The 19,340-nt window shown below is 61.3% G+C and carries 18 protein-coding genes and 1 tRNA gene; 7 read left to right on the top strand and 12 right to left on the bottom strand.

What is annotated here, in order from left to right:
* Positions 1-51 precede the first annotated feature (51 nt).
* The 3 genes from VFZ66_01540 (at position 52) to VFZ66_01530 (ending at position 1,356) form a co-directional block, all read left to right on the top strand.
* Positions 52-128: transfer RNA gene (locus tag VFZ66_01540), tRNA-Asp, on the top strand.
* Between the two features lie 123 nt (positions 129-251).
* Entirely contained in the window at positions 252-866 is a 615-nt protein-coding gene (locus VFZ66_01535) for a class I SAM-dependent methyltransferase (GenBank protein ID HEX6287838.1), read from the top strand.
* A gap of 52 nt (positions 867-918) precedes the next feature.
* Positions 919-1,356 (top strand): VOC family protein, encoded by a 438-nt coding sequence (locus VFZ66_01530; protein HEX6287837.1) that lies wholly within the window; start codon positions 919-921, stop codon positions 1,354-1,356.
* A gap of 119 nt (positions 1,357-1,475) precedes the next feature.
* On the opposite strand, the gene VFZ66_01525 is transcribed toward VFZ66_01530, so the two are convergent.
* The 4 genes from VFZ66_01525 to VFZ66_01510 all read right to left on the bottom strand — a co-directional run bounded on the left by VFZ66_01525 (position 1,476) and on the right by VFZ66_01510 (position 4,780).
* Complete coding sequence (locus VFZ66_01525) at positions 1,476-2,078, bottom strand: HDIG domain-containing protein (GenBank protein HEX6287836.1); 603 nt, start codon at positions 2,076-2,078, stop codon at positions 1,476-1,478.
* Between the two features lie 93 nt (positions 2,079-2,171).
* Entirely contained in the window at positions 2,172-3,257 is a 1,086-nt protein-coding gene (gene ychF / locus VFZ66_01520) for a redox-regulated ATPase YchF (protein HEX6287835.1), read from the bottom strand.
* A gap of 322 nt (positions 3,258-3,579) precedes the next feature.
* Entirely contained in the window at positions 3,580-4,215 is a 636-nt protein-coding gene (locus VFZ66_01515) for a hypothetical protein (GenBank protein ID HEX6287834.1), read from the bottom strand.
* Between the two features lie 169 nt (positions 4,216-4,384).
* On the bottom strand, positions 4,385-4,780 hold the full coding sequence (locus VFZ66_01510; GenBank protein ID HEX6287833.1) for a phage holin family protein: 396 nt from the start codon (positions 4,778-4,780) through the stop codon (positions 4,385-4,387).
* Between the two features lie 349 nt (positions 4,781-5,129).
* On the opposite strand from VFZ66_01510, the gene VFZ66_01505 reads away from it, so the two are divergent.
* The 4 genes from VFZ66_01505 to VFZ66_01490 all read left to right on the top strand — a co-directional run bounded on the left by VFZ66_01505 (position 5,130) and on the right by VFZ66_01490 (position 7,758).
* Complete coding sequence (locus VFZ66_01505; GenBank protein HEX6287832.1) at positions 5,130-6,278, top strand: citrate/2-methylcitrate synthase; 1,149 nt, start codon at positions 5,130-5,132, stop codon at positions 6,276-6,278.
* A 108-nt stretch (positions 6,279-6,386) separates the two neighbouring features.
* The gene (locus tag VFZ66_01500) at positions 6,387-6,959 is read left to right on the top strand and encodes a DinB family protein (GenBank protein HEX6287831.1); all 573 of its coding nucleotides are present in this window, start codon (positions 6,387-6,389) and stop codon (positions 6,957-6,959) included.
* Positions 6,960-7,111: 152 nt separating this feature from the next.
* Positions 7,112-7,351 (top strand): hypothetical protein, encoded by a 240-nt coding sequence (locus tag VFZ66_01495; GenBank protein HEX6287830.1) that lies wholly within the window; start codon positions 7,112-7,114, stop codon positions 7,349-7,351.
* Complete coding sequence (locus VFZ66_01490; protein HEX6287829.1) at positions 7,348-7,758, top strand: putative toxin-antitoxin system toxin component, PIN family; 411 nt, start codon at positions 7,348-7,350, stop codon at positions 7,756-7,758. Before VFZ66_01495 ends, VFZ66_01490 begins: the two co-directional genes overlap by 4 nt.
* A gap of 100 nt (positions 7,759-7,858) precedes the next feature.
* Here VFZ66_01490 and treS read toward each other — a convergent pair whose 3' ends face one another.
* The 8 genes from treS to VFZ66_01450 all read right to left on the bottom strand — a co-directional run bounded on the left by treS (position 7,859) and on the right by VFZ66_01450 (position 19,327).
* Positions 7,859-9,499 (bottom strand): maltose alpha-D-glucosyltransferase, encoded by a 1,641-nt coding sequence (gene treS / locus VFZ66_01485; protein ID HEX6287828.1) that lies wholly within the window; start codon positions 9,497-9,499, stop codon positions 7,859-7,861.
* A 209-nt stretch (positions 9,500-9,708) separates the two neighbouring features.
* Complete coding sequence (locus VFZ66_01480) at positions 9,709-12,870, bottom strand: hypothetical protein (protein ID HEX6287827.1); 3,162 nt, start codon at positions 12,868-12,870, stop codon at positions 9,709-9,711.
* Positions 12,871-13,107: 237 nt separating this feature from the next.
* Complete coding sequence (locus VFZ66_01475) at positions 13,108-13,419, bottom strand: hypothetical protein (GenBank protein ID HEX6287826.1); 312 nt, start codon at positions 13,417-13,419, stop codon at positions 13,108-13,110.
* Between the two features lie 40 nt (positions 13,420-13,459).
* Positions 13,460-14,311, bottom strand: a complete 852-nt coding sequence (locus VFZ66_01470; GenBank protein HEX6287825.1) for a carbohydrate ABC transporter permease — start codon at positions 14,309-14,311, stop codon at positions 13,460-13,462.
* 1 nt (position 14,312) lies between these two features.
* Complete coding sequence (locus VFZ66_01465; GenBank protein HEX6287824.1) at positions 14,313-15,254, bottom strand: sugar ABC transporter permease; 942 nt, start codon at positions 15,252-15,254, stop codon at positions 14,313-14,315.
* Between the two features lie 135 nt (positions 15,255-15,389).
* A complete protein-coding gene (locus tag VFZ66_01460; GenBank protein HEX6287823.1) occupies positions 15,390-16,955 on the bottom strand; it encodes an ABC transporter substrate-binding protein in 1,566 nt (521 codons plus the stop codon).
* A gap of 220 nt (positions 16,956-17,175) precedes the next feature.
* The gene (locus VFZ66_01455) at positions 17,176-17,928 is read right to left on the bottom strand and encodes a DUF624 domain-containing protein (protein HEX6287822.1); all 753 of its coding nucleotides are present in this window, start codon (positions 17,926-17,928) and stop codon (positions 17,176-17,178) included.
* Between the two features lie 493 nt (positions 17,929-18,421).
* Positions 18,422-19,327: a carbohydrate ABC transporter permease gene (locus tag VFZ66_01450; GenBank protein HEX6287821.1), complete on the bottom strand. Its 906-nt coding sequence runs from the start codon at positions 19,325-19,327 to the stop codon at positions 18,422-18,424.
* Positions 19,328-19,340: the final 13 nt, after the last annotated feature.

Here is a 19,340-nt window from a genome sequence, read left to right as displayed (position 1 = left end):
AACAATTTGACAACTCGCCTGAGCATTGTTATAATCTTGCCATCAATTCGGGGGCTCGTGGTGTAGCGGCCTAACATGCTGCCCTGTCACGGCAGAGATCGGGGGTTCGAATCCCCTCGGGCCCGCCAGAACTCAAAAGCGTTCAGCACATATGGCTGAGCGTTTTTTGATCCTCGCGATACCTGCCCGATTTGACCGCCTGGCCTCCAATCGCATGCTAGACTATTCCTATTGCGATTGGAGGAAGCGCGATGGATACCAAAGCCGGGTGGGAAACGATGTATAGCACAAAAGATCCTACACAGGTGAGCTGGTATCAGGAACATCCCCGGCTCTCGCTCCATCTCATCCAGAGCACGGGAATCGATCCGACGGCTCCGATCATTGATGTCGGCGGCGGAGCTGCGACGCTTGTGGATGACCTGCTCGCGCACGGATTTCAGAACATCACCGTGCTTGACATCTCGGCGGCTGCGCTTGAGGCCGCACGGAAGCGGCTCGGTCCACGCGCAGCCGCCGTTACCTGGCTAGAGGCCGATATTGCTCAGGTGCAGTTGCCGCACCATGCTTATACGGTCTGGCATGACCGTGCTGTCTTTCATTTCCTGACCGATCCTGACGATCGTCGAAGATATGTCGAAGCGATGCGCCATGCGGTGGAGCCTGGCGGTCATGTGATCGTTGCCACCTTCGCGCCGGAGGGGCCGAGGAAGTGCAGCGGCCTGGATGTCGTCCGCTATGATGCGCGGACGCTTCATGACGAGTTTGGTGACGATTTTACTCTGATATCGAGCGCCAACGAAACGCATCGAACGCCGTTTGGAACCGATCAGAAGTTTATCTACTGCTACTGCCGCAAGCAGTAATATCTGAGGCAAACAAGCTCACGATACGGGTATCTGTTCTTTCAGGAGGTGTATGATGGCTACGTCGATTCAGGTCGTCTTCGATTGCGCCGATCCCGATCGGCTGGCACGATTTTGGGCAGCGACGCTCGGGTACAAGCTGCAAGATCCGCCTGAGGGTTTCGAGAGCTGGCAGGGCTGGCTGCGCGCGCAGCATGTGCCTGAGGAGCACTGGAACTCTGCCAGCGCGATCGTCGATCCCGATGGGCAGGGCGCGCGGATCTTCTTTCAGCGCGTGCCTGAGCCGAAGACCGTCAAGAATCGAGTGCATCTGGATGTCAACGTCGGCGGTCCGGCTGGCACGCCCATGGAGGAGCGGCGCACACGGGTGAATCGCGAGGTGGAGCGGGTGATCGCGCTGGGTGCTACGAAGCTGCGTGAAGCAGAGGAGCGCGGCGATTACTGGGTGGTGATGACCGACCCTGAGGGCAACGAGTTTTGCCTGCAATAGCTGCGGCGTATCAGTGTCCGATGCGCGGCATCGCGCGGTGCTAGTGTGGGGATCATGCGGCGGGGCAACGTCGATACGCGCCCCGCCTTTGATCGGCATGTGGAAACGCAGGTGATAGTCTAGCGCTCGTTGGGCTGCGCCGCGCTCTGGCCCTCAAGGCCCAGGCGTGAGGCCGATGCCCGCAGCGCTGCGATCACCTCGGCGATCAGCTCATCGATCGGCAAGCCCAGCTCCTCAGCGCCGCGCGCGATGTCCTGGCGGTTGACCTTGGCGGCAAAATCTTTGTCCTTGAGCTTTTTCTTGACCGATTTGACCTCCACATCGTGGACGCTCCTGGTGGGCCGCACAAGTGCGACAGCCGTCACAAAACCCGACAGCTCATCCACGGCGTAGAGCGTTTTTTCCATGATCGTCTCGCGTGGCACCCCGCTGTAGTCGGCGTGCGAGAGGATAGCGCGGGTGACTTCTTCGGGCCAGCCCTGCTCACGCAGCCACGCTACGGCCACAAACGGATGGCCCTCGGTTGGGCTTTGCTCGTAGTTAGGAAACTTTTCATAATCGAGGTCGTGCAGCAGGCCCACCGCGCTCCACAGCGATTCATTCTCGCCATGCTTCCGCGCAAAGTGGCGCATCGAGGCGGCGACAGCCTCACAGTGGTTGCGCAGGCTTTCGGATGTTACCCACTCGTATAGAATCGCACGAGCATTCGTCTCGTCGAACATCTCTCCTCCTAAGAAGAACCAAGAACAAGAGAGCAGGTGAACAGGTGAACAAGGGAATAACGAATTTACGCCTTTGTTCCTTTGTTCTTTACTCTACACATTGAACAAGAAATTGCAGATATCGCCGTCTTTGACGATATAGGTCTTGCCTTCCATGCGCACCGTGCCGCGCTTCTTGGCCTCGGCCATCGACCCGGCGGCGATCAGGTCGTCGTAGGCGACGATCTCGGCGCGAATAAAGCCGCGCTGAATATCGGAGTGGATCTCGCCTGCGGCCTCGACGGCGGGCGTGTTCTGCCGCAGCGGCCAGGCGCGTACCTCGTCGGGGCCAGCCGTGAGAAACGAGATCAGGCCCAGCAGGTTGTACGACGCCTCGATCGCGCGGTCGCGGGCGGGCTCGTCGATGTTGAGATCGGCAAGAAAGACCTGCGCGTCGGCCTCGTCGAGCTGCGCGATCTCGGCCTCGACCTTGCCCGCGAGCTGGACGATCGCGGCCTTCTTGTGCGCGTAGGCGATGCCGCCCGCGAGATCCTGGCCGAGCTGCGCCTCGCCGATGTTGAGCACGATCAGGATCGGCTTGGCCGATAGGAACTGAAAGCCGCGCAGCATCTTCTCCTCGTCCGCCGACATCTCCTGATCGCGGATCGGAACATTCTGCTCAAGGCCGCTCTGGAGCCGCAGCAACACATCGCGCTCCTGCACGCGCAGCTCTTTCTCTTTGCCCGTCATCTTCTTGATCTCAGGCTCGATGCGCTGCAACCGGCGCTCGATGATCGCCATATCGGAGAACATCAGCTCCAGATCGACGGTTTCGATGTCGCGGCTGGGATTGACCGAATCTTCGGGATGCGGCACGCTGGCATCCTCGAAGGTGCGCACCACATGCAGCAGCGCGTCGACCTGCGCGATATAGTTGAGAAATGCCGCGGGCAGCCCGCCGCCCTTGCGGTCGCCGCTCAGACCGGCCACGTCGATATACTGCACGTCGGCAAAGGTGATCTTCTTGGGCTTATACATCTGCGCCAGCACGTTGAGCCGCTCGTCGGGCACCTTCACGGTCGCCAGATTCGGCTCAAGCTGGCCCGACGAGTAGGCCGCCGTCTCGGCGTTGCCGCCCGTCAGGGCGTTGAACACGGTGGTTTTTCCGCTGTTCGGCAGGCCGATGATACCAATCTTCATAGCTGCTCCAACATCACACAAAAAACAAACCACATCACGGAAGATCCGCTCGCGGCTGTTGAGATATGTATCATGTGTTGCTGAAAGTATAAGGGGCACCTGGGGTAGCGTCAAACCCCGGATGAGTCACAGGAGCAGACAGCCAGTGGTCCGCTTTTTAGGATGCGTATTTCGTCGGTGGGGCGCGGAAGCGAGCGGAGGCTGGCGATTTCTACGGCGGCTCGCTTACTAAGCAGCGTGTGGGGCCCTGCGATGGCGGCTCAGACCCATGAAGCTGGAAGCAAGCGATGGCCCTCACCTGGGTTGAGTGAGGGCCACGGGCTTACCACAGAATGATCGGCAGGCCGTTGTCGATGCTCTGCTGAGCAGCAGTTTTGAGGACTTGCAGCGCGCGGCGCGCGCCGACCTGAGGGATATTCGCCTGCTGGAAGAGATTCTCGATCTCGGTCAGCTCGCGCATCAGGCCATAGGATGAGCCGAACGACACAGCGGTGTCTTCTTCCAGAAACTCCGCGTCTTCGTCCTCTTCCTCGCCGTAGTCGACCCAGATCGGCTCCGGGAAGTCGGCGGGCAGATAGTAGCCGCCATCGCCCTGGTGCTTGATCAGGTGCGGGAAGCGCGTCTCGGCCTCTTCGTCCCAGATGTCGGCCAGCAGATCGTCGATGTCCTCGCCGTTCGCGTTCTGGTCGTTGAGCAGCGCGCCGACATCGTTGCCGCGCTCCAGGTGGGCCGCCAGCCGACGAAGCTGGTAAAGATCGTAGAAGCTCTCGATGCCGCCTTCCCAGACCTCGGTGCCGGGCTGCGATAGGAGATCGACCTCGACGCCTTCCTCGCGCAGGAGATCCTGCACATCCTGTAACCAATCGCGCTCTTCTTCGTACGCCTCGCGGTCTTCTTGAGGCGTTGTGGTAATCATCGAGCCGACTACCAGATCAAGCTCGGTCATTCGCTCAGCCATTGCTGTGTATTCCTCCTTCAGCTTGCACCATTATACTACAACCGCTACGTGTCGCCGTCTGCGACTCCACATCCTGTGCCAGGAGCACGCGAGCACGCCGACAGGCCAGGAGGGCACCCTTTGGTCCCGGAGAGTCCCGACCTGCGCAAACATGCTCTTTGATTCCGCGCTAGTCGTCCTTGTCGGGCACGAAGATCGACAGGACGATGCTGACGATGCTGACGACGATCGAGCCAAGCAGCGCCGGGATCGGGCCGTCGACCGTGAAGCCCAGATCGAACTGCTGCGCGATGAACGATGTCAGCAGCAGCATCAGCGCGTTGATCACAAAGATGAACAGGCCGAGCGTAAAGAACGTGATCGCGCAGGTCATCGCTTTCAAGATAGGCCGGACGATCGCATTGACCAGGCCAAAGATCACCGCGACCAGCAACAGATTCAAGAATGTTTGTGCAGATGGCAATGCTCCGGGTGTCACGCCTGCCAGATCGACGCCATCGACCAGTGCAATCGCGACAAAGAGCGCCGCCGCCGTTACTATGAGCCGCAGTACCAGCCGTCCCATTGTGCCTCCTTGTTGATCGACAGGAGCTACGCGCCGGGCTGAACGAGCCTTCCGCAGCGCGGTACGATGTACCTCGATCGTATCTTCCTGCGGCAGGCTCACATCCAGCATGAGGCTTCCCAGCACGTACGCCCTGCTGTTGAGCATGAGTTGCGCCAGTGTAGCAGGCCTAGGCCATGCGCTGCAAGCTGTTGGCACAGGCTGTGCTGTTGATTTAACGCGCTACAGAGGTTCGGACAAGTCATGCTATAATGAGCATATTGACAATCTGGTTTGCGGCATATCAAAGCCATAGAGCCCTACTGCCCCACGATATTGCATGTGGCAAGCATAGGTAAGGAGCAATTCGATGACGAATAAGGCGGTTGACGCTTCGCCTGCTGAAAAGGGCCTGGAAGGCATTATTGCGGCCAAGACAGCAATTAGCTATATTGATGGTCAGAATGGTCGGCTTTTTTATCAGGGTATCGAAATTAACGAGCTTGCCGAGCACTCATCGTTCGAGGAAACGATCTACCTCCTCTGGCATGGGAAGCTGCCGAATCGTCAGGAGCTAGCCGATCTCGAACAGCAGCTCAAGGCGCAGCATGGCATTCCCGATGAGCTGATCCAGATCATGCAGCGCTTGCCGAAGGGCACAACGCCGATGAGCGTGCTGCGCACGGCAACGTCGGCGCTCGCCGGCTTCGTCGACGACAGCGAGGCCACCTCACACGAGGCGCTGGTCAAGCACGCGATCTGTCTGACGGCCAGCTTTCCGTCGATCATCGCCGCCTGGGGCAGGATCAGCCAGGGCAAAGAGGTGCTCCACCCGCGCGAGGACCTGAACCATGCCGCCAACTTCCTGTACATGCTCAACGGCGAAGTTCCGAACGAACGCGCCGCGCGGGTGCTCGACGTTGCGCTGATTCTGCACGCCGATCACGGCCTGAACGCCTCGACGTTTGCCGCGCGGGTGACAGCCTCCACGCTCTCCGATATGTTCTCGGCTATCACCTCGGCGGTCGGCACGCTCAAAGGCCCGCTTCACGGCGGCGCGAACGAGCAGGTCATGCGCATGCTCCAAGAGATCAAGACGCCGGAGCGGGCGTCGAGCTGGCTGGAGGACGCGCTGGCGAACAAGAAGAAGATCTCAGGCTTCGGCCATCGCGTCTACCGCGCCGACGATCCGCGCGCCTTGATCCTGCGCCGGATCTCGAAGGATGTGGGCGATGCCAACAACAATCCGCAGTGGTACGAGCTGTCGGATCAGATCGAGCAGCGCATGGGCGAGCTGAAGCCGAACCTGCCGATCAACGTCGATTTCTACTCGGCCTCGACGTACCACGTCCTGGGTATTCCGATCGCGTTCTTCACGCCGATCTTCGCGATGAGCCGCGTCGCGGGCTGGACGGCGCATGTGATCGAGCAGCTTGCCAACAATCGCCTTGTGCGCCCCGAATCTCTCTACACCGGCCCGGTGGATGTTAAGTACGTACCAATCGAGGAGCGCAGCTAGTTTGTCTCGGCAACGACAGCGTGTTGCTGCGCGATCGCGTATCTGCGACGGCGGTCTGGACTGTTACAGGCCGTCGTTGTTTATGTGCCAAAGCTCAAGGAACGCTCTATGCTCGATTTTTCACCCGTAGCGCGGCGCGAGAAAGCGCTGGCCGATCTGGCGGAAGGTCTTACTCCCGGCGAGCTGCATGCCCTGACCGACGAGATGATCGATACGATGCTGTCGATTATCGCGGGCGCGAACGACGCCGATGTCGTCTTTGTGCCACACGATCCCCATGCGCATGATTCCGGCGCATCCGAAGAAGAGGCGACGATGGCCTGGACGCTCGGCCATGTGGTGGTGCATACAACCGCTGGCTCGGAGGAGGCGGCGGCGGTGGCCGCGTGGCTGGCGCGTGGCGTCCACTTCGAGGGGCGCTCACACGCCGAGACGCACTGGACGACCATACGGTCGATTGAGCAGGTGCGCGCGCGCCTGGAAGAAAGCCGCCGGATGCGTCACGCATTTTTGAACGCCTGGCCGGACGAGCCGCGCCTTGACCTGATCGTGACGCCGGTCCCGATCTTCGGCCCGATGAACGCGGTCGCACGCTTTCTGTTTGGGCTGTTCCACGAGGACGGGCATCTCGATCAACTGCGCGAGATTATGCGGCAGGCGCGCGCGGCGCGCGGCGCGTAAGCAGATCCGATGCACCATCGATGCAGCCCCCGCAGATCGTTCGTCTGCGGGGGCTGTTTTCGTGCGGCAAACGGCGCTGCTGCTCAAGCACTGAAACAGCATCGTGCCCTATGCTATAATTTTCAAAAGGTAGAGCCGAACGAGGTGCTCGCATGAAAGCCTATCGAACGTATCTGACTGTCACCGATGCCAAGCAAGTTGTTCTCAATGATGTTCCATTCCAGCCTGGGCAACGAGTTGAGGTTCTGGTGCTTACAACTGGTGAGACAGATCCGGCAGCCGTCCAAGAGCTACAAGCGCTCCTGGCGGAGACTCAAGCTCTGCCACAGATTCAGGCATTGACGGACGACGACATTGCTGCAGAGATCGCTGCCTACCGGGACGGTCAATGAAAGTTATTATTGATACCAATGTCGTTATTTCTGCCGCTTTAAAGGATCGGAATCCTGAGCACGTTATTTTGTTTGTCGTACAGCATCCGGCATTTGAATGGATCGCGTCACAGGAAATTTTGGATGAGTACATTGGTGTTTTACATCGGCCAAAGTTTCGATTGCCGGAGGTTATTTTACAGAGATGGATGGTGATGTTCACACATCTGGTCATGTGCGTCGATGTACAAAAGACAGTAGATTTTCCTCGCGACCAAAAAGATGCTAAGTTTTTAGCATGTGCCATTGCAGCCGATGCCGAATACCTGATCACAGGGGATAGAGATTTTACTGAAGCGTATAAGATAGTGAATACAACTGTGCTCTCAGTTTCACAGTTCAAGCGGTATGTTTGCGATGTGTGGTAGCCAAAGAGGCGACCATAGATGATAGCTCCACGATAACCAAGCCCCCGCAGACAAACGATCTGCGGGGGCTGTTTTCGTGCGGCAGTGCGAGGGCCTGAGGCTAGTATCCCGGCGGCTCCAGCCGGAACCAGTAGAACGAGTGCGGCCCCAGCGTCAAGAAGTAGGGCAGCTCGCCGATCTGCGGGAAGCGCGTCTCGCCAAACATCTCCACGGGCGTCCAGCCCTGATACCGTCTGAGATCCAGCTCGGCGGGCTGTGGGAAGCGCGACAGGTTGTTGATGATCAGCACGTGCTCCTGCTGGTAGCTGCGGGTATAGGCCAGCACCTTCTGGTTCTCAGGATGCAGAAACGTAATATCGCCGCGTCCGAAGACCTTGTAGCGCTTGCGCAGCCGAATCAGGCGCTTCGTCCAGTGGAGCAGCGAGCTGGGCGTGCGTAGCTGCGCCTCGACGTTGACCGCCTGGTAGCCGTACACCGGATCGTTGATGATCGGCGCGTACAGCCGGGCGCTATCCGCTTTGGAAAAGCCCGCGTTACGATCGCCGCTCCACTGCATCGGCGTGCGGACACCATTCCGATCGCCCAGGTAGATGTTATCGCCCATGCCAAGCTCGTCGCCGTAGTAGATGATCGGCGAGCCGGGCAGCGAGAAGAGCAGCGAGTTAAGCAGCTCGATCCGCCGTCGTCCGTTGTCGAGCAGCGGCGCGAGACGGCGGCGAATGCCCAGGTTGAGCTTCATACGCGGATCGCGCGCGTACTCGGCCCACATATAGTCGCGCTCCTCATTCGTCACCATCTCCAGCGTCAGCTCGTCGTGGTTGCGCAGGAACAGGCACCACTGGCAGCTTTCGGGAATGTTCGGCGTCTGCTGGATGATGTCGATGATCGGGCGGCGCTCCTCGCGGCGCAGCGCCATGTAGATTCGCGGCATCACCGGGAAGTTGAACGCCATATGAAACTCGTCGGCGTCGCCGAAGTAGGGCAGCAGATCGGCGGGCCACTGATTGGCCTCGGCCAGCAGAATCCGCCCGTTGTAGCGCTTGTCGAACTCGCGGCGCAGCTCCTTGAGATAGCCGTGCGTCTCCGGCAGGTTCTCGCAGTTGGTGCCCTCGCGCTCGAACAGATAGGGCACCGCGTCGGCTCGAAAGCCATCCAGCCCCATATCGAGCCAGTAGTTCATCACCTTCATAATCGCCCGGCGTACGCGCGGATTATCGAAGTTGAGGTCCGGCTGGTGCGAGAAGAACCGATGCCAGAAGTAGCGGCTGGCCTCAGGGTCCCATGTCCAGTTCGAGCGCTCGGTATCGATAAAGATGATGCGAGCATCCTGGTATTTTTCGCGCGTATCGCTCCAGACGTAGTAGTCGTGGTAGGGCGAGTTGCGATCTTTGCGCGCCGCCTGGAACCAGGGATGCTCATCGGACGTGTGATTGATCACCAGATCGCTGATCACGCGAAGGCCGCGTTGATGCGCGGCCTTCAGAAATTGCTTGAAGTCTCGGATGGTGCCGTAGTCGGGATGGACCGCGTAGTAATCGGCGATGTCGTAGCCGTCGTCGCGTAGCGGCGATGGATAGAACGGCAGCAGCCAGATGCAATCGACGCCCAGATCTTGCAGATAGTCCAGCCGCTCGATCAGGCCGCGAAAGTCGCCGATGCCGTCTCCGTTGCTATCTTGAAATGCCTTGACGTGCAGCTCATAGAAGATAGCATCCTTGTACCACAGTTCGTCGTTATTCAATAGCTGCCTCACTCTGCGTCTAGTTCGAGCTACCCCTTCCGTCGGTTGACGGGATTGTACGCAACTTTGTCGATGTTGCAAGCTCAGCAACCTATGTACCGTGCGTTCGGGCAGAGTCCAGCGATCAGAGCACAAGCGAACAACGAAGTTGTACGTTTGGTTCCTTTGTTCTTTGTTCTTTGTTCTTTCGTTTGGTTCCTGGTTCTCCGTCACGGCTGGACCGGCGTCCACACCAGGTTGGGCAGCCGATCGATGAGCGGCCCTTGCAGGTAGCCGATCGGCCCGGCGATATGCACCAGCAGATCGTCGACCTCGATGACGAGCGCCGCCGCGTTGTCGTTGGAGAGCAGCCAGGCGGTCTGGGATTCTCCGGCGATGGTGACGGGGATCGCGCGGCTGCTGCTCCAGCTCTGCACCGATGTCTGGTAGCGCAGGATATGACGCATCAGATCGTGCGGTCCCTGCGTGATCGTGATCGGAAGATCGTCGGGCGGGAAGCGATAGATCCGCTGATGCCAGATGTCGGAGGGCACGAAGCTATCCCAGCGCTGCTGCCAGAGGCCGCTGTTCGACAGTTGCGTGCGCGAGCCGCGCTGCTGGGGTGGCTCGCCGACGGCCACCTCCGGCGACGCGGGCCAGGCCAGCACGCGCCGGACGGGCGGGTACATCGAGGTATCGATCGCCGTCTCACGTACTGCCGTCACCTGCATCGTCAGCGTATCGGCGGGCAGCGGCGACAGCTCCAGCAGCGCATCCTTCGCCGGCGCAGCGACCGCCCCTCGCTCGATGATGGTTGTGCTCACCAGGGGCGTCTCCTGGCCTTGCGGCGAGCGGTGGAAGAGCGCGAACGCCTTGGGCATGAACGTCTCGCGGTCCAGCCAGAGCCGCCGCACGATCACGCCGTCGATCAGGCCCTCGGTCCAGGGCGTCTGCTGGAGTCCGGGGCTGTTGAACTCGAAGCTAAGCGTGACGAAGCGGTACGGCGACGACTGTTGCAAGACCCACGCGCCGTCCTGATCGAGGATCGTGATCGGCTCGTTGGCGCGTAACAGCGAGCGCACCATCTCGACGCCGGGCTGCTGCGGTTTGAGCGGGAGCACTGCCGCGTCGCCGGTGTAGAGCCGACCATCAACGCTCATATACACTTTGAACTGGCTGCCGTCGCTGGCGATCAGCGCGTAGGGCGTGTCGTCGGGAAGCGCGCGCAGATCGCGGAAGCCGCTTAGCTGGCCGTCGGCGTAGATCTGCCACTGCTTTCTGATCAGCGACTCCGGCGAGCGCTGCGCAGCGGCGATCTGGTAGGGATCGCTCAGGTGCGTCGACTCGGGGTTGACGCGAACGACGGTTTTAGTCGCGCTGTACAGGGCACTGTCAGGCTGTGGTTGCAGCGCGATAAAGGCGCGTCGAATGCTGTCGTGAACCGGCTGCGGCAGCGGTCGCGCGTCGAGAAACCCGGCGTCGAGCGCGATCCAGATCTGGGGATCGAAGAGTTGCAGCGTGTCGATCACGTCCAGTAGCTCTGCTTCGGACCAGCCGCCAGCATATAGCGCGATCGTCGGGCTGAACTTATTGTCCCGCTCCCGCGCCGGGCGCAGCCGCGCGCTCCAGATGCCCGGCCTGGGCTGCGCGGCGACGTCGACCAGCCACGGCCCGCGCGCGATCTGCTTAACCGTAGCCGCGCCAGGATGCCAGTCCAGATCCGAGATCGTAAGCCAGCGATCGTTGCCTAGAAACGTAGCGACGCTGCCACGGGGCACGCCCAGCGGCGTGTAGTCGATATAAGCGACGATCGGGTTGAGCGTCAGCATCGCGGCGCGACTGGTGTCCGGCGGCATCTCACGCGGCAGATACCACTGCTGGGAGTCGCCGACGAGCGTGCTCAGGCTGACCACGTGCTGCGGATTCAGGGCGGGGCATGCTGCATCGAAAAGCTGCTCGCGCGTGACCGACTGAGGCCAGCGTGGTAAATGCGCCGGGATGGATGTCTCGATCTGCTCCTGGGCCTGAAGCCGCCACAGATCGCGCGTCTTGGTCTGACCGCCGCCCAGGGCGACCTCTTGAACGCCGTAGAGCTGCCTGGAGACGGGATCGATCCGCAGCAAGATCTGCCGCGCGGGCTCCGCCTGTCGGTCGGTGTAGCCCAGCACCACCAGCGAGCGCTGCTGCTCCTGCCGCGTACCGAACGAGCGCAGGTCGTCGGCGACCAGCGCTTGCCGCAGCGCGCCGTAGCCCAGGCCGTACGCGCCCTGCGACAGCCGCGCCTCGCGCGCGGCGCGCTGCTGCTCCGGCGTCACCCGGAAGGTCAGCGCGGCCTGATCGAGCATCCGAAACTGGGCGCTGGCGTCGGTGCGCCAGGGACACGAGGAATAGCTCGGCTCGCCCGCGTAGCTCAGGCGGCCCTTGCCGTCGCCAAGCTGCCACTCGACCAGCCGGTTGTTATACCGCACCTCGACGCGATAGTGCTCCGGCGCTGCTCCGCTCAGCCACAGATCGGTGATCAGCGGCTCGGCGCTCTGGAGCCGTGGATCGATCGCCCACACTTGCCGATGCAGCGTATCCGAAACCGGCGCGCTCATCCAGCCGTCGATCGTCTCCTGCACCAGCGCGCGGGCGGTGGCGGGCGCTGCTGCCTGCTGAGCGATACGATTGCCCCAGGGCACGACGAGCAGCGCGACCACCAGGCCGATGCTGAGGAAAAACGCCGGAATCCAGACGCGGCGCTGCTGCCACCAGCGCTGCGGCTCCGCTGCCTGCCGAGCGATCAGCGCATCCTCGATCGCGTCGATACAGGCGGGCGGCAGGTGCTCTTTTTTGAGCGTCTCCTGAAGCATCCCGCGCAGTGTCGCGATCGCGTTCTGCCAGCTTGTCTGAGCCGCCCGGCAGCGCGCGCATGTGCGGAGATGCGCCATGGGCTGCGTATGCAGCCCAAGCTCGGCCTCCAGCCAGGTCCCTAGCGTCAGATGCGCTCCGTCGGGCTGCGTGTCCGCGAGCGGAATATTGGTCGTGCGAGTCAGCAGCGTCGTCAGCCGCGCGATCATCGCCTGCGGAGTCTGCCCGACGATCGCTGCAAGCCGCTCGCCGTCCACATGGCGCAGCAGCCACAGGCCAAGCAGCGCGCGATCAAGCGGCTCGATCCGGGCGAGCGCGCGCGGCAGCACCCGGTTGCGGAGCGGCTGTCGCCAGCGCTGCCGCTCGGTGATCAGCGCGTGGTAGAGCGCCTGCTCGGCCTCGGCGCCGGTCGCGCCGGAAAATACGCGGCAAAATGCTGCCACGGTGGCGGCCTCGGCTGCTGCGCGCTGGTTCGTCAGCAGCAGCGCCAGCTCAAAAACGGTATCTCCCCAGCGGGTAGCTGCGGTGCGCCATGCCTCCATCGTCACTGCTGGTCCTTCCCCTGAGCTTAAGCGACAGGATGTATAAACTATACGATTGGAAGGCGGCGCGCGTCAATATGGGTGCGAGGAGCACGGGCGTTAAGCCTTTGTTCGCTTGCTCCTTTGTTCCTTTGTTCAAAAGCGATTTGCCCAGTAGCCCACAAAAATAAACAAGGCGCACCAGATTCTTTTCTTCCAGCGCACCTTGTAGGAGACAATCGGATATGGTGTAACGTGCTACCGCACGCGGCGACGCTCCACGCCCGCCTGATCGCTGGGATCAGGCCCGACCACATCGGTATCTCCGCGCCGCAGATCGCGCTCTTCGCGGTTCATACCCGGCTCGAACTCATCCGAGGCGGGAGTCGCAGCAGCGCTGCCACCGGTGCCAAGGCCCACCGCGACCGGCGTGTGATCCTCGGTGCGATCGCGTGGCGTCATGCTATGCTCGTCCGCCGCTACCTGCTCCTGCGGCTCGCCTGGCACTTGCTGCGGCGCGTATATCTTCTCCTGCTCGTCTGCGTTTTTGAACAATCGATCTTCGCTCATGCTCCCCTCCTGTACTCCTCGGTATTATAGCCTCACACGGCTAGCCCTTGACCGCGCCTGCAGTAAGGCCGGCCATGATTCGGCGCTGGAAGATTAGCGTCAGCACCACCAGCGGCACCGTCACCACGACAGTCGCGGCCATGATCGGACCCCAGGGGATCTCAAAGCCGCCGCTGGTCTGCGGCGCGAAGTTGAAGATCGCCAGCGTGACGGTGTAGCGATCGGGCGTCTGTGTGAACGAGAGCGCGTAGAGAAACTCGTTCCAGGCGGCGATAAACGCCAGCAGGCCCGTCGTCACCAGGCCGGGCGCGGCGAGCGGCAGCAGCACCTTGTAGAAGGTCTGGAACGGCGTCGCGCCGTCTACGTAGGCCGCCTCCTCCAGCTCGCTTGGCATCGCCTTGAAGAAATTGGTCAGCACCCAGACCGTAAACGGCAGCGTAAAGATCAGATAGGTCAGGATCAGCGCGCCAAGCCGGTTGAACAGCCCAAAGCGGTTGACCATGTTATAGAGCGAGCCGAGCACCGCGATCTGCGGAAACATCGTCATCGACAGCACGAGATACAGCACGGGGCTGCGGCCTCGGAAGCGGAAGCGGCCCAGGGCGTACGCGCCGAACGCGCCGATGATCAGCGACAGAATCGTCACCGACCCGGCAACGATCGTCGAGTTGAGCAGCGCCACCAGGAAGACATTGTTGCGAAAGACAGTCCCGTAATGCGCCAATGTGGGGCTGTTGGGCCAGTACTCGACTGGCGTCTTGAAAAGCTCGTTGGTCGGCGTAAACGACGATTTCAGCGCCCAGTAGAACGGAAACATGGTATAGACTAGAATGACGGCGACCAGAAAGTAAAAGAGGCCACGCGAGACAATATTTGAACGAGATTCCGGCATATTACGCCTCCTCTACTTTCAGGAACGTGACATACAGCGCTACAAAGATGCCGATGATGATAAAGATCGCCATACTGATCGCCGCGCCGTATCCCAGATCGGAGAAGTTGACCAGATTTTGCTGGTTATAGATCGCCATCGTCTGCGTATCCTGGCGCGCGCCGAACATCACGTAGAAGACATCGAAGACGCGCAGCGCGTCCAGCGTGCGGAAGATCAGCGTGACCAGAATCGCGGGGCGCAGCAGCGGCAGCGTGATGCGGAAGAACTGCTGAATCCGGTTTGCGCCGTCCACATACGCGGCCTCATAGACATCGCCGGGGATCACCTGCAAGCCCGCCAGCAGCAGCAGCGCGACAAAAGGCGTGGTCTTCCAGATGTCCACCGCCGCAATCGCCGGGATCGAGGTGCCCGGATCGGCGACGAACGCGACGTTCTGGCTGATCAGCCCAAAGCGCCTGAAGAGATCGTTGATCACGCCGTAGATGTCGTTGTACATCCACTTCCACATCTGGGCCGAGACTACCGTCGGGATCGCCCACGGGATCAGCATCGCCGTGCGCATCAGGCCGCGCCCTTTGAAGTTGGAGTTGATCACCAGCGCCACGCCCAGGCCGAGCAGAAACTCGAAGACGACGGTGAGCGCCGTGAACTGAACCGTAACCCAGATCGATTGGCGAAACTGCTGATCCTGAATCAGGTAGGCGTAGTTCTCCAGGCCGATAAATTTGGTAGGCGACGTGCTGGCGAGACGCGCGTTGGTGAAGCTCAGATAGATCGTTTGCAGCAGCGGCCAGAGCGCAATGAAGGCGACGATGGCGAGCGTTGGTGTGAGCAACAGCCAGGCCAGGCGGGTACGCGCACGTGTGAGATCGGTATCTTTGCCGCGTTTAGGCGCAGTGGTTGCCTGCCGGGTACTGACAACCGGTTGTCCTTGTCCCATGAGAAACTCTCCTTCTGGGCGAAGAGGGGGAGCCAGGCTGCTCCCCGCTCCCCGCCCGCGTGCCGGTTACAACCGAGTCACGTTGTTCGCGTTGTAAGGGTGTAGCTCCCTCCTCGGCGAACCACTGCCGACATGTTAGCGTGAGCCGACGATCCGCTCGATGCGCTGCTGGACGCCCGGTAGCACCTGCGCGGCATCCTGCCCGTTGAGGATCTGGTTCATGCCCTGGAAGAACGCGGTCGAGACTTCGTTGTAGCGCTCGCCGGTGGTGGCCGATGGGCGCGTCACGCGCTGCACGTCCGCCAGGTTCTCCAGGAACGGCATAGCCTTGATCACCGCCGCATCCTCGGCGACGCTCGCAATCGTGGGCACGTAGCTGCCGATCAGCGCGCGGTAGGTCTGGACCTCAGGGCTGGTCATGTAGCGCACGAACTCGATCGCGGCGTCCTTGTTCTTGGAGTAGTTCGAGACGGCGAGCTGCCAGCCGCCGACGGTGCCGACCGGCTTCTGGTCTTCCGCTGCCGGCAGCGGCGCGACGTCGAACTTGCCCTTGATCGGCGAGTCCGCGCTGTTGCCCGCGGAGTAGGCGTACGGCCAGTTGCGCATGAAGGCGGCGTTGCCGCCCTGGAAGGTGTTGCGCGCTTCTTCTTCCTGGTAGCCCGTCACGCCACGCGGCGAGATCGTGCCGATCCAGCCACGCGCCTTGTTGAGGATCTCGACGGCCTGCGGATTGTTGACTGTCACCTTGCCGTCCTCGTCGATGATCGTGCCGCCGTTGCTCGACGCCAGCCACTCAAGCGCGTCGCAGGTCAGGCCCTCGTAGGCGTTGCCCTGGAAGACGAAGCCCTGGAAGTCAGGCGTGCTGGCGCGCTCGCCGTCCTGAATCTTCTTTGCCATCTCCTCAAGCTCGTCCCAGGTCTTGGGCGGCGCGCTGTAGCCGTACTTCTGAAGCAGGTCGGTGCGATAGAAGAGCATGCCGAAGTCGCCGAACCAGGGCATCGCCACGAGCTTGCCCTCGATGGTGTTGTTCTGGATGATGCCCGGATAGTGCTGCTTGGCCTCCTCGCCCAGCGCCTGGGTCAGATCGGCCAGATGCGGAGCGAACGCGCCCGGCCAGATCACGTCGACCATCAGCACGTCGATGTCGCCCGACTGTGCCTGGAACAAGCGCTGGTAGGTAGCGTAGTTCTCCGTCGCGTTCTGCGGCTTGGGCACGATGTTGACCTTGATGCCAGTCTCCTGGGTGAAGCGATCCGCGAGCGCCTTGTCCAGGTTCGCGCCGATGCCGACCGTATCGCCGTAGTAGGTGATGGTCGCGCCGCTGTACTGCTTGGCCTGCTCAGCGCCCGCGAAGGCCGGAGCTGTCTCAGCCGAAGGCTCCGCGCCGATCAGCGACTCATCGCCGCCGCCCGTGGCGCCGCCCGCCGTGCCGGTGGCGGCTGTGTCGGTTGCCGATGGCGATGCCGCCGCGCCCGTCGTTGCCGCAGGAGATGCCTCGGTGGTGGCTGCCGGTGATTCTGCTGGTGATGGTGATGCTGCCGGTGACGCCGATGCGGCTGGTGATGCTGCCGGTGACGCCGATGGCGATGCCGCCCCGGTTGTTCCCGCCGGTGCTGCTCCCTCGCCACCACCGCACGCGACCAAGATCGGCACGAGGAGCGCGATCAAGAGTAGCCAGGCGAAACTTCGTCGATGGACCATATATGCTCCTTTGCCGCCGTTGATTCCCACGCCGTCGCGGGACAACAAGACGGCACTGACCACTATATCAGCCAGCGTAACAGGGGAACGTGCCTAGATGTCTACGGTACGATCACCCTGTAGCAGCAACATACATACCAACATAGCTGTGATGGGGGGATAGGTTGGAGCACGCTGCGAACTGGCGAGTTGCGCGAGTTGTTCAGGGGCGGCGATACCCCTATTTGATCGGCCTCTTCGTCGAGCGCCGAGGATGCGGACGAGTTGTTAGATCTGGCGGAGCGCTGCCTTTTTCACGGTCGGCGATCTCGTCGCGCGGCACGTAGCCCGATGCGACCAGCAGCAGGCGTGTGTTTTCCGCGCTCCAGAGGGCAATCACGCCGGGCACGATCGCGAAGAGCGGCGGGATGAAGACCAGCACGACGACCAGCAGGAGCAGCAGGACGAGCGAGATGAGCACGCCGGGCGCATTGGCAAACACCATGATCAAGGCATTGCGCAATGTCGTCCGTAGATGCTGCTCCTGCTGCCGCAGCGCGAGCGGAAAGGCAAAGAGCGCTATGCCCAACCAGATGATCAGGAGCGTCCCAAAGAACACAGCGATCACCTGAAAAACCGCTGAGTCGGATGCGCCATAGAAGCCGATGTTGAGCCGGATGATGAAGAAGCCGAGCGCGAGGATGATCGTCAGCAGCGAGCTCCAGCGAAGATCGGCGCGCAGGTGGCTGAAAAAGCTACGCCAGTCGGCGCTGCGCTCCTCGGTCATCGGCTGTACCACCCGGTGCAGCGCTGCCGTGCCTACCCCGATCGGCAGGATCAGGATCGCGGCGGCGTACCACAGCAGGCTCACGAGCAGCAGCGTGCCGAGGTTTTCGTACCCATGACGTAGGGTGCGCATCAGCGTGCGAAAGGCAATCGCAACCGACGGCGCGCGACGCCGAGCGGGTGAACGATCGGGTCGGTCAGATGTCATCACGCTCCCTTTCGCTGCTTCCAAGGTTGATCCTACCTGCGCTCGCCAATACCGTCCAGATGATCATAGCTGCCAGTTCAGAATCAAAGCGCTGTGTGAGAAAGCCCTGGCCTTACGGCGCACGAGCGAGATCTTGCGCTCCTTCTGGGGCGATTCCGTCAATGCTTTCTTCAATACTACCACAATCTCGCAATCTGCTTGCAGCCATACAGGACCTTTGGGCCTTGCCTGCTGCGGCGATCGATGCTCCGCTCTCGCGTGGGATACAGCTATGGGAATGTGTGCCTGTCCCTGTGATCGTATGTTGCCCAGGCTGGTATAGCAAGGCTGACCCCGCGTATGGGACGAGCCTTCGGGCAGGGCGGTACTGCGTTTCTTTTGGTGCATCGCTTTGCGCTGAAAGCGCGAGGCGATGCACCTTCACCTGGTTCGTAGCTTGCTGCCGCAGGATAAAAGCTGTATGAGAGCGGATGACCGGGTACGCTCTGGTGATCTATTGTCCCGCCAGGCCGCTGTAGCTGGTGCCCTCGATGTAGTATTTGCTGAAGATAAAGAAGAGAATCAGCATCGGGATCGCGTTGAACATCGCGCCGACCAGAATTGCGGTCAGGTCGTTGGTATACTGGTAGCGGAAGAAGCTCATGCCAACGGTCAGCGTCATCAGCTTCGGGCTTTGCAGGAAGAGCAGCGGCGCGACAAAATCATTCCACGAGCCCTGGAATTGCAGAATCGCGAACGTCAGTAGCGCGGGCTTCGACAGCGGCAGCGCGATATTCCAGTAGGTGCCGAAGCGCCCCAGGCCGTCGATATAGGCCGCCTCCTCAAGCTCCTTGGGGATCGACCTGAAGAATTGTGCCAGCATCAGAATGCCCACCGGCACGATCAGCTTCGGGACGATCAGCGGCCAGTACGTGTTGATCCAGCCCAGGCGCGAGTAGAAGACGTAGCCCGGAATCAGCGTGACGGCTGCCGGGATCGCCATGCTGGCGATGATCGCCGTAAAGATCAGATCGCGGCCCGGAAAGCGAATCCGCGCGAAGGCATAGGCCGCCAGCGAGCAGAAGAAGAGCTGGGCGATCACGTTGACCAGCGCCAGCCAGGTGCTGTTGAAGAGCCAGCGCGGCAGCAGACGTCCCTGGACCGCCGGGATCGAAAAGCTCCAGACACGCACCCAGTTGTCGACGCGCCACTGCTCAGGCACGATCGTCGGTGGAAACGCATTCACCTCGGCGGCGGTCTTGAAGGTGCCGAGGAACGACAGGATGAAGGGCGTAAAAGCAAAGAGCGATAGCAGCGCCAGCAAGAGGTAGCGGATCGTGATGCCGATATAGGCCGACGCCGGACGCTCCTCGCGCGCGCTGGTCGCTGCAACTGGTTGCTGTTTTGCCGAGACAGCCATACAAATCCCCCTT

This window comes from Herpetosiphonaceae bacterium, assembly GCA_036374795.1.
GTDB lineage: Bacteria > Chloroflexota > Chloroflexia > Chloroflexales > Kallotenuaceae > LB3-1.
The sequence above is the reverse complement of the archived record's forward strand: the minus strand, read 5'-3'. Positions and strand labels throughout refer to the sequence as shown.